This is a genomic window from Bradyrhizobium sp. SZCCHNRI2009 (assembly GCF_032485115.1).
GTDB lineage: Bacteria > Pseudomonadota > Alphaproteobacteria > Rhizobiales > Xanthobacteraceae > Bradyrhizobium.
In genome coordinates, this window is sequence record NZ_JAUEUH010000002.1 from 201369 (window position 1) to 216194 (window position 14826).

At 60.5% G+C, this 14826-nt stretch carries 15 protein-coding genes and 4 pseudogenes; 10 read left to right on the top strand and 9 right to left on the bottom strand.

All coding sequences use genetic code 11. The features are described from left to right. Window positions 1-426: a tripartite tricarboxylate transporter TctB family protein gene (locus QX041_RS08460; RefSeq protein WP_316164943.1), complete on the bottom strand. Its 426-nt coding sequence runs from the start codon at window positions 424-426 to the stop codon at window positions 1-3. A gap of 219 nt (window positions 427-645) precedes the next feature. Here QX041_RS08460 and QX041_RS08465 point away from each other — a divergent pair, with 219 nt between their 5' ends. The 5 genes and pseudogenes from QX041_RS08465 to QX041_RS08485 all read left to right on the top strand — a co-directional run. Next, window positions 646-1431 carry an IclR family transcriptional regulator gene (locus QX041_RS08465; protein WP_316164945.1) on the top strand — a complete coding sequence of 262 codons (786 nt, stop codon included), beginning with the start codon at window positions 646-648 and terminating at the stop codon, window positions 1429-1431. Window positions 1432-1591: 160 nt separating this feature from the next. Next, on the top strand, window positions 1592-2542 hold the full coding sequence (locus QX041_RS08470) for a tripartite tricarboxylate transporter substrate binding protein (protein ID WP_316164946.1): 951 nt from the start codon (window positions 1592-1594) through the stop codon (window positions 2540-2542). 5 nt (window positions 2543-2547) lie between these two features. Further along, window positions 2548-3333: an enoyl-CoA hydratase/isomerase family protein gene (locus tag QX041_RS08475; protein ID WP_316164947.1), complete on the top strand. Its 786-nt coding sequence runs from the start codon at window positions 2548-2550 to the stop codon at window positions 3331-3333. Between the two features lie 12 nt (window positions 3334-3345). Beyond that, complete coding sequence (locus QX041_RS08480) at window positions 3346-5451, top strand: acetate--CoA ligase family protein (RefSeq protein ID WP_316164949.1); 2106 nt, start codon at window positions 3346-3348, stop codon at window positions 5449-5451. Between the two features lie 474 nt (window positions 5452-5925). Continuing rightward, window positions 5926-6375 (top strand): annotated as a pseudogene (locus tag QX041_RS08485) (AI-2E family transporter); the annotation flags it as partial. A gap of 230 nt (window positions 6376-6605) precedes the next feature. On the opposite strand, the pseudogene QX041_RS08490 reads toward QX041_RS08485, so the two are convergent. From QX041_RS08490 to QX041_RS08500, 3 genes and pseudogenes are all read right to left on the bottom strand, one after another. After that, window positions 6606-6727 (bottom strand): annotated as a pseudogene (locus QX041_RS08490) (transglutaminase domain-containing protein); the annotation flags it as partial. Window positions 6728-6845: 118 nt separating this feature from the next. Then, complete coding sequence (locus tag QX041_RS08495; RefSeq protein WP_316164950.1) at window positions 6846-7604, bottom strand: DUF1236 domain-containing protein; 759 nt, start codon at window positions 7602-7604, stop codon at window positions 6846-6848. A gap of 246 nt (window positions 7605-7850) precedes the next feature. After that, on the bottom strand, window positions 7851-8099 hold the full coding sequence (locus QX041_RS08500) for a hypothetical protein (protein ID WP_316164951.1): 249 nt from the start codon (window positions 8097-8099) through the stop codon (window positions 7851-7853). A 447-nt stretch (window positions 8100-8546) separates the two neighbouring features. Between QX041_RS08500 and QX041_RS08505 the strand changes: the two genes are divergently transcribed. Beyond that, window positions 8547-9059, top strand: a complete 513-nt coding sequence (locus QX041_RS08505; RefSeq protein ID WP_316164952.1) for a protein NO VEIN domain-containing protein — start codon at window positions 8547-8549, stop codon at window positions 9057-9059. A gap of 257 nt (window positions 9060-9316) precedes the next feature. Here QX041_RS08505 and QX041_RS08510 read toward each other — a convergent pair whose 3' ends face one another. The 4 genes from QX041_RS08510 to QX041_RS08525 are packed head-to-tail and all read right to left on the bottom strand — an operon-like array spanning window position 9317 to window position 10888. Further along, the gene (locus tag QX041_RS08510) at window positions 9317-9766 is read right to left on the bottom strand and encodes a YbhB/YbcL family Raf kinase inhibitor-like protein (protein WP_316164954.1); all 450 of its coding nucleotides are present in this window, start codon (window positions 9764-9766) and stop codon (window positions 9317-9319) included. A 9-nt stretch (window positions 9767-9775) separates the two neighbouring features. Beyond that, window positions 9776-10441 (bottom strand): dienelactone hydrolase family protein, encoded by a 666-nt coding sequence (locus tag QX041_RS08515; protein WP_316164955.1) that lies wholly within the window; start codon window positions 10439-10441, stop codon window positions 9776-9778. Window positions 10442-10458: 17 nt separating this feature from the next. Continuing rightward, window positions 10459-10785 (bottom strand): DUF2267 domain-containing protein, encoded by a 327-nt coding sequence (locus QX041_RS08520; RefSeq protein ID WP_316164956.1) that lies wholly within the window; start codon window positions 10783-10785, stop codon window positions 10459-10461. Further along, a complete protein-coding gene (locus QX041_RS08525) occupies window positions 10715-10888 on the bottom strand; it encodes a DUF2267 domain-containing protein (RefSeq protein ID WP_316164957.1) in 174 nt (57 codons plus the stop codon). The genes QX041_RS08520 and QX041_RS08525 overlap by 71 nt, the downstream gene beginning before the upstream one ends. A gap of 376 nt (window positions 10889-11264) precedes the next feature. On the opposite strand from QX041_RS08525, the gene QX041_RS08530 reads away from it, so the two are divergent. Next, entirely contained in the window at window positions 11265-11612 is a 348-nt protein-coding gene (locus QX041_RS08530) for a hypothetical protein (protein WP_316164958.1), read from the top strand. A 217-nt stretch (window positions 11613-11829) separates the two neighbouring features. Then, on the top strand, window positions 11830-12087 hold the full coding sequence (locus QX041_RS08535) for a hypothetical protein (RefSeq protein ID WP_316164959.1): 258 nt from the start codon (window positions 11830-11832) through the stop codon (window positions 12085-12087). 40 nt (window positions 12088-12127) lie between these two features. Here QX041_RS08535 and QX041_RS08540 read toward each other — a convergent pair. Next, a pseudogene (locus tag QX041_RS08540) lies at window positions 12128-12232 on the bottom strand (sigma factor); the annotation flags it as partial. Between the two features lie 548 nt (window positions 12233-12780). Between QX041_RS08540 and pstS the strand changes: the two are divergent. Together pstS and QX041_RS08550 are read left to right on the top strand one after the other, a co-directional pair. Then, a pseudogene (gene pstS / locus QX041_RS08545) lies at window positions 12781-13788 on the top strand (phosphate ABC transporter substrate-binding protein PstS). A 391-nt stretch (window positions 13789-14179) separates the two neighbouring features. Continuing rightward, the gene (locus tag QX041_RS08550; RefSeq protein WP_271568181.1) at window positions 14180-14389 is read left to right on the top strand and encodes a cold-shock protein; all 210 of its coding nucleotides are present in this window, start codon (window positions 14180-14182) and stop codon (window positions 14387-14389) included. Window positions 14390-14826 lie beyond the last annotated feature (437 nt).

Genomic DNA, 14826 nt, shown 5'->3' on the forward strand with positions numbered 1-14826 from the left:
TCAATAGAGCGGGAGCTGCAGTCCGAGGCCGAGCTTCATCGCCAGCGCGACGGACGCGAGCACGGCGCTCAGCGCCAGAGCGCGCGACAGCTTGAAGTCGGAGGCTGCGTAGGAGGTGATGAGCACCATCACGACGAGGCCGACCAGCATGTTCACGTATTCGGAGAGCAGCACGAAGCTGAGCAGGCCGGCGGCCACCAGTGCGATGTTCCTCGCCTTGAATGCGAGTGCGTCGCCATTGATGATGCGGGCGCGCACGACGATCGCGAGGCCCACGAGGAAGAGCAGGGCAGAAACGACGAGCGGAAACATGCCAGGTCCCGCACGGCCCAGCGTACCCAAGGAATAGCCGCGGGCCTGCAGGCCGAAGAACAGGGCTATAGCGAGCAGGCTCAGCCCTTTTGCCAGATCTCGGTTGATTGTCATGTTTCCTCCGGGGGCGTGCACTTGAGATCGGCACATTGTCCCATGAGGAGGCAGCCCAGCCTGTGACGGACTTAGTCACGCGCATAGTCGTCTGGTCGGCTTCGATTTAATCAGAGCCGAGCCGGAACAGACCTGATGGGCTTCCTCCACTCGCATCCAGGATAGCTGCCGTGCTAGGGTCGAGATGCACCCGAATTCCATCTGCTGGAACGCGAGAAAATGGCGGCGGACCACAGCTACGACAGCCTGAATCGCTCGCTGGAGCGAGGCATCGCGATATTGCGGGCGTTCAAGCCGGGGGTTGCCGATCTCGGCAACGCCGAGATCGCGGAACGCACGGGGCTTGCCAAGGCGACCGTCAGCCGGCTGACGCAGACGCTGGTGAGCGGAGGGCTGCTACAGAGGGATGCGGGCCGCCGGGTCTACAGGCTGGCGCCGGCGGTCCTCAGTCTGGCGCACGCCATGCGCCTCAGCTCGCCGATGCTGTCGGTGGTTGCGCCCTTGATGCGGACCGAAGCATCGCGGCGTCGCGTCAATGTCGGGCTGGCCGCGGCGGACCAGGATATGATGGTTTACCTGGAGTCGTTTCGCTATCACCCACGATTGACCCATCGAACGGTGGTATCGGGCCAGCGTATTCCTGTCGAGCTCACCTCGCTGGGGCGCGCCTATCTATGGGCGCTAGAGCCCTCCGCCCGCGAACGGGAGTATGCCGCGATCGCAAAGCGGCGTCCAAAGACGTACAAGCGGCTCATTCGCGAGATCGAGCGATCCTTCACCGAACTGGACAAGCTCGGCTATTGCGCGGTCGGCTGGCAGCCCGGAGTGGTGGCCGTTGCGACGACACTGCCTTACGGCGCTGGTGAGCCGCATCTGATGAACATGAGCATCGGGAGCGTCGAGCCACTCGAAGAGGCCTCGCACAGGCTGGCGCCATGGCTGCTCGATCTGAAACGCCGCTGCCTCAATCGGCTCGAGCATGCAGCGACATCCGAGCTGAGCTGAGCTCGCGTCCCGCGCAGCTCAATTCCAATAGGTGGAATTGGGGTCGTCCCGGACGCGCCGTCGCATCGTAGTCTCCTCTGCAACAAGGTTCGGCGGCCTACGCCGGATGCGACGGAGGAAACCTGCAATGGCAGATCATCGCGTAGGACGACAAGTCATAATGCTGGCGAGCCTGGGCTTGGCCATCGTCGGCGCAATCCCGGGGGCGGCCCGGGCCGAGTATCCCGATCGACCGATCAAGCTCGTGGTTCCCTTCTCGCCCGGCGGCGGGACGGATCTGATCGCGCGAACGCTGGCGAAGCCGATGGCTGCGAAGCTCGGGCAATCGATCGTGGTGGAGAACAAGGCCGGCGCGGGCACCATCATCGGCTCGGATGCCGTCGCTCGAAGCCAGCCGGATGGCTACACGTTCCTGATCGCGACGCTCGCCCATTCAGTCAATCCGAGCCTTCACGCCAAGTTGCCCTACGACACGGAGAAGGCGTTCGCCCCGGTCACGCTCATCGGCACCTACCAGAACATTCTGGTCGTCAAGCCGGAGAGCCCGTTCAAGACCGTCGAAGACGTTATCAAGGCAGCCAAGGCAAGTCCTGGGAAGTACACCTATGCCTCGCAGGGCATTGGGACGTCGGCGCATCTGGCGGGCGAGCTTTTGAACAATCTTGCTCATATCGAGCTGACCCACATCCCCTACAAGGGCGCGGGCCCAGCACTGACCGATGTGCTCGGCGGTCAGGTCGATATGATGTTCGCGAGCAGCGCCGCAGTGTCCGGCTTCATCGCGAGCAAGAGCCTGCGGCCGATTGCCGTGACGGGCGCCAAGGGGCAGACCCAAGTGCCGGGCGTTCCCAGCGTCGAGGAGACCGTGCCCGGCTATGTGTTCGACAGCTGGTACGGCCTGTACGTGCCCGCGAAGACGCCGAAGCCCGTCGTCGACAAGCTGCTCGAGGCCGTCAAGTTCGCCGCGCAGGATCCGGACTTTCTCAAGCGGGCGCAGGATGAAGGCCTCCTGATGCGGGTCGGGACTCCCGAAGAACTCGACGCCTACGTCAAGGCGGACACCGTTCGCTGGCGCAAGGTCGTGACCGAAAACAAGATCAAACCGGAATAGGCACTATGGGCTCGGATATCGTTCTGAAGACTGTCAGCAGCGGCATTGCGACCGTGACGCTGAACCGCCCCGACAAGCGCAATGCCATGAGCGACGAGATGCGCTCGTTGCTGATCGAGGTGCTCGAGGAGATCGCTGCAGACAAATCGGTTCGCGCGCTCGTGCTCACCGGGGCCGGCAAGGGGTTCTGTGCCGGCGGCGATGTCGCCGGCATGAAGCGACGGATGGAGGCGCCGGCCGGGGAGGTTGGGTTCAATGGCTGGGCGCGTCAGCAGCGGGTGCACCAAGCCCAGATGTTGCTCCATACCATGCCCAAGCCGACCATCGCTGCCGTGAACGGGGCGGCGGCGGGGCTCGGAGCGGACACCGCGCTGGCGTGCGACTTCATCATCGCGAGCCCGTTTGCGAAGTTCGCGTGGTCATACATCCTGCGAGGTCTCATCCCGGACGGCGGAGGCATGTACTTCCTGCCGCGACGCGTCGGGCTTCCGAAGGCGAAGGAACTGATCTTCACCGGTCGGCAGGTCGGTGCCGACGAGGCCGTTCAACTCGGCCTCGTCGATCGCATGAGTTCGCCCGAGACGTTGCTTCAGGATGCGCAAGCTTGGGCACGCGAACTCTCCGCCGGGTCGAGCACTGCGATCGCTCTCGGAAAAGCCATTCTCAATCGGTCGTTCGAGACTGAGGCCAACAACATCTTTGCGAGCGGAAGCCAGGCGCAGGGTATCTGCTATACCAGCACCGAGCATCGCGAGTCGGTCCTCGCATTCCTCGCCAAGTCGAGCAACTGACGAGCGCAGCCGATGTCCCTGGATGCTTTGTTCAATCCCCGCAGCATTGCCATCGTCGGCGCCTCCGCGGACGCCACCAAGACGGCCGGTCTGCCGATCCGGTTCTTGCGGCAGCAGACGTACGAGGGTGAGATTTTCCCGGTCAATCCGCGCGTGGCCGAAATCGACGGTCTTCGGTGTTACAAAAACATCGAGGCTCTGCCGGTCTCGCCTGATGTCGCGATGGTGCTGCTGGGGTCGGCTCACGCGGTGCAGGCGGTGCGCGAACTGGCCGCCAAGGGGACGAAGTACGCGATCGTCCTGGCAGGCGGATTTGGCGAGAGCGGAGAAGACGGACTTGAGCGCCAGCAGCAGCTTCGTGATGCGGCAGGCGACATGCGCATTCTCGGACCGAACACGATTGGCCTCGTGAACGTCTCGAACGCCGTGCCACTGTCGGCAAGCGGTGCGCTGTCGGCCGGCACGCTGCTGAAGGGCTCCGTCAGCGTAGTCTCCCAGAGCGGCGGAATTCTCGGCGCATTGCTCTCGCGGTTGACCGCGAATGGCGTCGGGCTTTCCAAGCTGATTGCGACCGGCAACGAGGCGGATCTCGAAATTTCCGACTTTGTGGAGCATCTTGCCCATGACCCGGACACAAGGGTGATCGCTCTCTACATCGAGGCGATCCGGCATCCCGCGAAGTTCCGTCGCGCGGCGCGCCGGGCGCGAGAGGCGGGCAAGACGATCGTTGCCTTGAAGATCGGCCGGTCGGCAGCCGGCGCACGCGCCGCCGCCTCGCACACCGGCGCGATGGCCGGCACGGACCGGACCTATGATGCGTTCTTCCGTGATCTCGGCATCATCCGAGCGCAGACCTTCGGCGACCTTGTCGACATCCCCGCTGCGTTGGCGACGCAGCCGGCATTGAGGGGACGCCGTGTCGCGATCCTGACGTCGACCGGCGGGGCAGGGACCCTCGTCGTCGACAGCTTAGGCCTGAACGGATTCGAAGCGCCCGATCCGGACACGAGGACCGCGGCGCAGCTCGCCGCCCTCATGCCCGATGGTCCATTGTCATTGAGGACCAATCCGATCGACGTCACCCTCGCAGGACTGCAGCCGGCGATCCTGAAGGGCTGCATCGAAACGCTGCTGGACAGCGCTGCCTACGACGCCCTGGTGGTGATCGTCGGGGCTACGAGCGTGCGCAATCCCGAGTTGATCAGCAACGCCATCCGCGAAGCAAAGTCGGTGGGCCTGAAGCCTTTGCTGGCCTATGTGAGCCCGCATGCGCCGGAAGCCGCGTCGCGATTGACCGCCCAGGGCGTTCCGACCTTCAGTACGCCCGAAGCGGTCACCGTTGCTCTCAATGCGCTGTGGACCGTTGGACGCCCGCTCCGTCGGCTTGAAGGAGCTCAGCCGCGCCCGGCCGTCGACATTCCCCACGATTGGATTGGTTCGCTCGACGAGCATAAGGCCAAAGCGCTGTTCGCAAGGTTTGGCATTCCCGTCGTGCGCGAAAAGATCGTCGCAAATGAGTCCGAGGCCCGGGAGGCGGCGCAAGCGTTTGGTGGCTCTGTCGTCCTGAAGAGTCTCTCATCGACGATCACCCACAAGAGCGATGTCGGGGGCGTGGCCGTCGGGCTCGATGCCGCCACGGTCGGGGCTGCTCTCGATCGGATGCGGGAGGTCGTCACGGCCAAAGCGGGACGCGCGCCGGAAGCGTTCATTGTGCAGGAGATGGTCCAAGACGGCGGATTGGAGCTGATCCTCGGCTGCCACCGCGATCCACTCGGTCCGGTCTTGCTGCTCGGTATGGGAGGCGTCACGGCCGAGCTCATGAACGACACGGTCATCCGGCTGCTGACCTCCGAGGCTTCGTTTTCGCACGACCTCGCGCTGGAGATGGTTCAAGAACTCAGGTGCTGGCCCTTGCTCGATGGATATCGAGGCCGCCTCAAACTCGACGTCGATGCGCTGGTCAGCGCGGTCGTCAATTTCGCCGCGATGGCCGTCGCGCTCGACGGGCGCATCGTCGAGGCCGAAATCAATCCAGTGTTTGTTCTTCCGGCAGGCGCGGGCGTTCGCGCCGCCGATGCGGTGGCCGTATTGACGGGCCGTCGGAAGTCGCAAGAATGATCTTTCCGAGGGGATTCCTTGTTTGGAAATGCCTGGTAAGTAATTGAAACTACTAGAGGTTAATTCAGCCATTTTTGCAGGCTGAAATCACTTCATGATCAAGCATGTTGCGATTCCGCCATTCGTAGGACTGATCCCGCCCGTGCATGCGCACAACCGAAGGGCGCCGCGGCCGGCCTGATTTCGGGATTTTGTCTGGATCAGAGATATGGGACTGAGGCAGCGATATCAGGCGGATTTTCTTTTCCTCTCGATGATAATGAATAGATCTCGGGGGGAGGGGGAGACGCGTGAATCGCCCCCCCCCCGCTACCAACGGTCACCCCCCCCCACCCGAACGTTTCAGCAACGGTCCCGGCAACGTCAAATCAGACAAGGATGTCTTGATCTCGATTGCGAGTTCGTCGGTCCCCGGAGGTGCAAAAACCGTAACGGCTTGGACCAGTTGGCGGAGCGTTGTCACGAGTTCGGGCTATTTCCGCCTATCTGCTGACTATCACAGCTATGAACGTCGCTGTCGGAACTGCGACTGCCGTTGCGACATATTTATGTGGGCTTGGAGACCCCTTGTTGTGGGGCGCCGCCGCTTTCCTGCTCAACTACGTGCCAATTCTGGGGCCGCTGTTGGGCACGCTCATATTCCTACTGGTCGGGATGTTGAGCTTCGACAGCTTGTGGTGGGCCTTGCCGCCGGCGACCCTCTACTTCCTTATCCACCTCGCCGAAGGCGAAACCCTGACCCCTATGCTGCTTGCGCGTCGCTTCACCCTGAACCCCGTGCTCGTGATCTTGTCCCTGGTGTTCTGGTTCTGGATGTGGGGCGTGCCGGGTGCGATCCTGGCCGTTCCGATGCTGGCCATCCTGAAGATCGTGAGCGATCGCGTGCGTCCGCTCAAGGCCTTGGGTCACGTGCTCGAAGGATAGTCGGTCGCAAATCCGGTGTAATCGAAGATTTCAGGAAGGCCGCTTGGCGTCGGCCGCGCTGGCTTGCAGGGGAACGCTGGAGGCATCGAAGGCTTGCATTGCATGCAAGTCTACGCTGACGCGCACCATGCGTGAATGGCTCACGAAGGGCGACGTTACGGTCGTCTGACGGCCGGAGCAACGCGTCTAAGGCGCTAGGCGGTCATCTCGTCCGTCCACACTTTGAAGCTGATCAAGGTATTGATGAAGCGAGCCGCGAATCCCAAGCTGCGGACGGCTTGAAGCATCAGGACCGCAAAGTCCCGACACGTGCCTTTCCCCAGTTGAAGTGTTGTGGTGGGAGGCTGGGCCCAGGCGCGGTGCTGCGGTCGTAAGCGAAGCCATCAGAAGCGAGCTCGCATTTCGAAGGACGGCTGGTCAGCCGTCCTTCGGTGTCTCGTAATCGCCTGCCCTGCGGCCGGCCAAATCGCTCAATCTTCGATGATATAGACGATCTCGTGGGTGCGCGGGCGCAGAACGATGTACTTGCCGTGCACCAAAATGAAATCATATCCACGCCATTCCGGATAGATTTCGACGATCCGTGTTGGCATAGGGTGATAACGGACACCCGCAGGTACAGCCGTTCCGATCGAGATATTGAAGTTTACGTTTGTTACCTCGTCGACCTTCTCTTGCTTCATCGCCGAGGTAATCTGAGTACGCTTTTCCGCAGGAGGCGCTGCTGTCGCCGAGGTTGCCGCATTGCCGGTCGTTCGATTGTCCGAGCTTGAGGGCTTGGTCTCGGCAGTCGGCGACGTAGAGGCCTTCGAGCTCGCAGCCGAATCGGAGGAGTTCGTCTTGCTGTCGGCCTTCTCGCTCGCCGTCTTGTTGGTGGGACGCGATGTCGTTTCAGCGGTCGGACTCTTCATGTCCTTTGACGTCGTGGCCGGCGCTATGGCCTCCGAGGCCTTCGAACGGCCATCAGCTTTCATCTCGCCAGTCGTCTTTGCATCCGGTTTGCCTTGCGCATGCTGAGGCGTCAACTCTTTTGACCCCGCCACGGAGGGGGGCGTCTCGGCGCCCTTTACAGGAGGTGCATTCATCGTCCCGGCGGCGTCAGTTTTCGGCGAAGCAGCCGTCGGAGAGTCCTTCGGTGCTGCTTGACCGGCGCCTTGTGCTGACGCAAGCCCGGTCGTAGCCACAAGCCCGGTCGTAGCCAAGAGGGCCGCAACGGCCGCAGAGACCATTAATGACTTCCTCATTTGATTTTTTCCAATGCAAATTCAAGATATGCCGACGAAGGTCGGCCATAGAGTGCAACGACCCCAACACTCTATAGTTCCGAATCCTACAAGTTGGATCCAAGACTGGAAAATGGCTCGGATGAAAGCGCATTGCTCTACAATGATCACTTTCAGCTTCGACCCTCACGTCGCCAGGACCTGCAATGCAGAGGGGGCGTCTGCCTTCAAGTCCCGAATGCCCCCTGTTCGTCATCTGCGGCGAGCGATGGCGATTCCGAGCAGGAAGGCGACGAGTAACGATCCAAGAGGAGCTTCGCGCGCTATATTGCTCAAGATGCTAAGCGGCATCCCTGGTTTCCGGCCTGCTTCGATCGCGCCTTCAACCCGATTGGCGGCGCCTTTCACAGCTTCGGAGACCTCCGCCATGGTGGACTTCTGCTCCACAGCAGGATCCACGCCGGCTTGGGGAGGTGGGGCAAGCGGGATATCATTACTCATGAGTCAATCTCCAAACCAACATTCAGGCGTGAGCTGAGCGAATGCGGTCGCTTTGGCAGCCGCGCGGGCAAGAACCATCAATGGGTGGAGACCTAACAGGCAGGATCGGGCGTTGTTCCGGCCCTGTATGAAAGCTCGATGTGCGATCGTAACGGGCGAGCCAAGGGAGGCCACCTTGAAAGGGCGCGGGCTGAAGTTTCATCAGCAGGGGCTCGCGCAGCGCTCACGACTCCCTGGTAGAGGCCCAGTCGGAGCGACATCCTAAGCGTCTTACTGCCCCGAGGTTGGTGGCACCACGTTTTACGCAGGCGGAGCGCCTGTTTTGGTACCACGCTCCTGCGTTCCTGAATTCGGACCTGCAGGACCGTCATCCGGTGCTGCAGTCCGCAAATACGACCCGGCGTCGAGGGATGAGCTAAACCGATTCCTAGGCGCGCCGGCGAGAAAATGGTTTTCAAGTTCGATTTCGATCGGCTTTGCCGCGCCGGCCGGATAGATCTTGCCAAGGAGATGGAGTGGCCCGCCGATCGCGGTGAAGACCATCGGGGTTATGACATTCGGTCACTCGAAACGGACGGCGAGGAGCGACTGATGGAGATCAAAACCACCAACGGCACGCGCGGACTCGATTCTGGTTGTCACGTAATCAGTACGAAGTTGCCGCTCAGAACCCGTCGAATTACCGCGTCCGGAAAGTCTTCCATTTCCAAAACGGCGCTCAGATGTTTGAAATCAAACCACCGCTCGACGCCAGCCGACGACTCATCCCGGACAAGTACGTGGCTATGCCCAGGTAAACTATTTCGCGGTGCCGTAGGCTCGAACCTGTTTGGACAAGCCGTCAGCCAATGGAGCTATGGCTCTCTGCCCCCGGAGGTTGTCAGAGAAGGCTATTCATTCAGGAAATTCATTGAGTCTGCTTCTCTCGCTTGCTCTCAGACCGCCCCTCGGCTACGTTGATCGGCAACTGTCACGATCAAGAGATCGCATGCCAATGCTTTGGCATGCTCTGCGGCCACATCAATTGCGCGACATGCGCCCCCGGGATCGGTTGCCACTATGATGTTCGTCATCAGAGTGTTCCCTGGGCAATTTCACGATTCCGCCGGCGATGAACGACTCAGTGATCTGACCCAGGCATGCTGGGCAACAGGACAGGCCCCGGGTGAAAGTCTTAGGGCACATTCGGCCGGTAGCGATCGGCGTCTCGCACGCGACTATCTATGATACAGGCCGACCAGGGTGGCCTCGGCAAGGGTGAACTTGCGCGCCTCGCGTTCGACGTCGCGGCACGAAGCATTCGTCCGTACATTCAGATGATCCGTCGAGAGCGCAAGGAGCCGGAAATGATAGTGGTGGACACCGTGTCCCGGCGGAGGACACGGTCCTCCATATCCAATCTTCCGGAAATCGTTGGTGGCCTGCTTCAGCCTTGCGCTCTGAGCTGCGCCGTCCACAAGCCCGGTCTGCGTGGGTGGAATGTCGTAGGCCGCCCAGTGATGCCAGGTGCCGCCGGGGGCATCGGGATCGTCGCAGAGCAGGACATAACTCCGGGTTCCCTCGGGGGCGTTGGCCCACTGCAGGTGTGGGGAGAGGTTTTCGCCGTCACAGGTGAAGCGTCGCGGAATGATCGATCGATCGACAAAAGCGCCGGATAGGAGTTCCATGGTTCTCTCCTAGCTTGAGGTGGGGATAGGCGCCGCGGTGCGCAGATATCGGCCGAACCACTGGCCGGCATGGTCGATGACAGCGTTCATCGCGCCCGGCTCTGGAAACAGGTGCGTTGCGCCAGGAATGATTTCCAGCGCCGTTGGCCCGCCAAGCCGGGTGAGCGCCCCCTCGTTCAGCTCGATCACGCCGGAGTCGGCGCCGCCCACGATCAGCAGGGTTGGCGCATGGATATGGAGCAAGGCCTCGCCAGCCAAATCCGGACGGCCGCCGCGGGAGACCACGGCGGCAATTCGATGAGGCAATTGAGCCGCTGCGACAAGGGCGGCCGCGGCGCCGGTGCTGGCGCCGAACAATCCGATCGGGAGGCCGGCAATCGCTGGTTTAAGGCCTTGAAGCCAGTCGACGGCTGCGACCAGCCGTTTTCCAAGCATTCCGATATCGAAAACGTTCGAGCGGTCATGCTCTTCTTCCGGCGTGAGAAGATCGAATAGCAGCGTCGCAAAGCCGCGCTCGTTCAGCCCCTGCGCGACTGCAATGTTCCGGATACTGAATCGGCTTGAGCCGCTGCCGTGTGCAAAGACGACCAGACCACGTGCATTTTCCGGCAGGGTCAGCGTCCCTGCCAGCCCATACGGCGGAATGACAACGTCGAACGCCTGATCGATCTTCATGACGCGTCCGCTCTGGGTCAACCCTGGAGGTTTCTGAGTTGGGCCGGAAAATGGGCCATCAATTTCTCGAATTCGCCGGGATCCAGCTTTTCCCATAGCACTTCGTAGATTCCACGCGCGGCCGCGAGAGGATCGATGGGAAACCGCGGTGGAAGCTCTCTGCCAACATGCGCGACAAATTCGTCGAGGTTCCGCTCCTTGGTCGGAGTCGTCGCCATATGCCAGCCCTCGTAGTAAATGCCGCGCACTATGATCGGTAGCTGCGCGCCGAGCTTAGCTGCGACCCTCCGGCGGCAGGCGGTCGCGCAGTGCGTGCAGGACGGCTCGCAACGCATTGTAGGCATGGTGGCGGCTTTCCAGAGCCAACTGCTCATCGATCGCTTTGAGCCATACATTGGTTTCCTGAACCGAATGATCCAACGCAGTCACACCCATTGATGTGCTCATGGTGTTGCTCCCGGGACAGAGACGAATGGTCGATTAGTGGCAGCCTGACCTGGGCCTGCTTTGACGTGCCGCAAAGTTCCCCGCGGGCGGGCAACAAAATGAGCGCCACCGGGCGTTCAGGACTGGCGGTTGAAGTGAAGGCATCGGGCGGGTTGATTTCGCGCAAGGCCGTGCGCGCGCGGCGGGCTCAGATTGGCCACCTTTCGAGAACCTGACGCCGTCTCCGGAGCTGCAGCACATTTTCCGAGCTGGAGAGGCGCTTCGGTCGAGCAACCGCAGGGCGCGTCATCGTGCGAGGCTCTGGCGAGCATCACAGGACGGGTGGTCAGTACAGGTAGGCATCCGGCTCGCTCTTCCCGACGGGCGCGAAGTCAACGTGGGACGGACGCCCAAGGAGGATGAAAGGTATGCCGACCCGACCTTTGCAGTGGACGACGCATTCAAGCGGGCGCGGCAGCAACTGCAGGATCGGGTGCTTTTGATGCAGACGAAGCACCACCAAGGAGAGCCGGTCGGCACCGTGCTACGGATCGATCCTGGCGGTGAATCCGGGTTCCTTGAGGCGGATGACGGCCACGAGATTTATTTCAATTGCAACAGTGTTCTGGAAGGCCGCGCTAACATGGCCGTCGGTGCGCGTGTCAGCTATGTCGAGGAGATCGGAGACAAGGGGCCTCAGGCCAGCACGGTCAAGCTCTTAAGCAAACACGGCATGCGGACGTAGGTGGTACCTCATCTCAATTGGTGGGGCGCCAATAATGGAGAGTAGCTTTCCTATCGCATTGACGCGGAGCGATCGGTTGCGCCTGTTTGCCTTGAATGGCAGCACGGAGCTGGGCGAGCAGATTGCGTCGTCATTGGGCTGCAAGCTGCCGGCCCAGGAAGAGCGCAGCTTTGAAGACGCCGGGCAGCGCTATCTCGTTCGGTTAGTCCCAGCCTAAATGGAGAGCACCTTCTGCCAGAAATTCCTGACAATTGCAGTCTTTGGCTTCCGGCGGTACAATCCAACTACCCAGCCGAGGGTTTGCGCGATGGAGCGTTTCATTCACAATGAGAATATCCGCCTTTACCGAAAGCTCCTCGAAGAAGAAAAGAACGAGGACAAGCGGGCCATCATTCGAAAGCTCTTAGCCGAGGAAGAAGCCAAAGACGTGCCGGCGAGCCAGAGAGGCCAGAACGACAAGTCAAAACACACATAGTGTCACACGCCCGCCTCATCAACGGACGCCATTCTTCCATCGCTGGCGCGCGCAGCAGGGTCTCCTGCACCAGATCATCGGCGCGGTCGGCATTTCGGCACAGTGAAATTGCGAAAGCACGAAGACTTGGGATTGCAGCCAGCATTGGATCGTGGGACGCCGACACTGGACTTGGAGGGACGCTGTTTCGCCGGTCGAGCTGCAGAGCTAAGAAAACCGGTCGCGGGATGGAGGGGATAGACAAGGCGGGTGCTGGTTGAGTTACGACGAGGCCGATTGCGAGCAACTCCGCAGAGCCGGTCGAACGAACGGCAATCATAAAATATGCTCCAGGTGTCCTCATCCGGCGGGCACCGCGTCTTTTTGGCAGGTAGTTGATTGAGTTCCCGTAGGGGTACGCCGACCCCAAATAACCATGCGTAAGCTCAGGCACGTCGGTAGACACTCGATGTGGCGGCTCAGCAATACCGATAGCCGATGACTAGGCCGGGCTTAGCGCCCCCGTCGGCACGTTCAATTCAGTCGAAGGCGATTGCAGCGCCGGCAGCATCCTTGAACGCCCAACTCAAACGGTGGCGGCGAGCTCGTGACGGTGACACACACAGAGCCGATTGACCCAGATCCATATTGCATCTTCAGATTGCCGATCTGATCTCGATGCCTCGAAGCGGGTCAAGTCCGCGGTCGTCAGAGATGGAGCGCAGCGATGAATTTCGTGCCGGCTTCGTTGCCGCAGCAACGTCAGCGCTCGCGGCCGATGTCACCGATGCAGGCGCAACGTTTCCGTTTCCGCTGTATTCCAAATGGGCCGACGCCTATCACAAGGAGACCGGAAACAATCTTAACTACCAGTCGATCGGGTCCGGCGGTGGTATCAAGCAGATCCAGGCCAAGACCGTCACATTTGGCGCCACCGACATGCCACTAAAGGCGGCGCAGCTTGAGAAGGATGGGCTGACGCAGTAGCCGATGGTGATGGGGGCAATCGTTCCCGTGGTCAATCTCGAGTCTGTAAAGCCTAGTGAGCTGGTGTTCAACGGCGAAACGCTGGCCGGCATCTATATCGGCAAAATCACGAAGTGGAATGACCCGGCGATCAAAAAGCTCAATCCCAATCTGAAGTCGCCGAACAAAGCCATCACGGTGGTGCATCGTTCGGATGGTTCGGGCACGACCTTCAATTTCACCAACTACCTGTCCAAGGTCAGCGCGGACTGGAAGTCCAAGGTGGGCGAGGGGGCCGCCGTTGAGTGGCCGATCGGCGTCGGCGCCAAGGATAACGAGGGTGTCTCCGGGAACGTAGGCCAAACCAGGAATTCGATCGGCTATGTGGAGTACGCCTATGCCAAGCAGAATGGGATGACCTACACCGGAATGGTCAATTGGGCTGGCGCTGTCGCGCAGCCGAACATGGAATCCGTCCAAGCTGCCGCCTCAAATGCCGACTGGACCAGGGCCCAAGGCTACTACCTCGTCCTCACGGACCAGCCTGGCGAGAAGTCGTGGCCCATTACCGCATCCATCTTCATCCTAATGCGCAAGGAACCGTTTGACAAAATGGCTTCTGCGGAGGCCATCAAGTTCTTTAGATGGGCATTCGCGAAGAGCTCCAAGACCGCCGAGGACCTCGACTATATTCCTATGCCTGACAATGTGATAAAGTTAATCGAGCAGACTTGGTTGGTCGATATCAGGAGTTGAATGCAATCGCCGTCGGTCCCAAATGCGTCAAATACGACGCATTGATCAAGTCCGAATTGAACGCTATCCGAACCCGCCGATCGACGGACGACCGTGACGACTAAGACTACTGCCTCCTCTTGTTGAGAACAATCCGGCAGATACACAGGGCCGACGACCTGAATGCATTGCTGCGGGACGTCGATAGGCAGTTGGATCGCGTAGCCGTCGCTCGCCATATCCACTTGCGAGACCAACGAGCAATCACCATATGCAGTCTATCGAGTTTCGGCCGAACGACTTGGCCTCGCCGCTTAAAGCGCGCCTGACTGACGACCCTCCCTCCAGATCTCGAGTTCGCATGCTGCGCCAGTGCGCGGCACTAAACATCTATCTTAAAGGACGATCACCCATGAATACGGGAACGGTGAAGTGGTTTAACGGCCAAAAAGGCTTCGGCTTCATTCAGCCAGACCAAGGAAGCCAGGATGTCTTCGTTCATATCAGCGCGGTCGAACGTGCCGGCATGAGCACCCTTGATGAGGGACAAAAGGTTTCTTTCGACGTCGTTGCTGACCGCCGGACCGGCAAGTCTGCCGCAGAAAACCTGCGCGCTGCCTAAGCTCGCAACCGATGCTATCCTGCTTTGACCACGGATGTAATGGCAGAGCCTCTGGTTTCGCAACCCCGCGACCGGTTTCCGGCCGCGGGGTTTCTATTGATACCCTTCTATAAACGCGGCCCCATTGGCGCTTGATCCATTCTGTAGTGCGACCGTCGGTCAATGCGGCCGGAAGAGCGTTTGCCGACGTTGATCCAGGTCAGGAACACGAGCGCATCGTCTACCCGCAGCCTGCAGTGATTGCGATGTGCGTTGTTCTGTATTGATTGCATATATTCGCGATCATTGCCGGGTATCATGTTCATGAAATAGAGCAAACAACTGTTGGTCGGTTCGCTCAAGAGCATCGCGCTGGCGAACAGACGGACCGGTGCAGTCGCGCCTAATCGATCTACATCTTCGTAGGACGTCGTGCATCTCGAGGGTGAGCAAAAAAG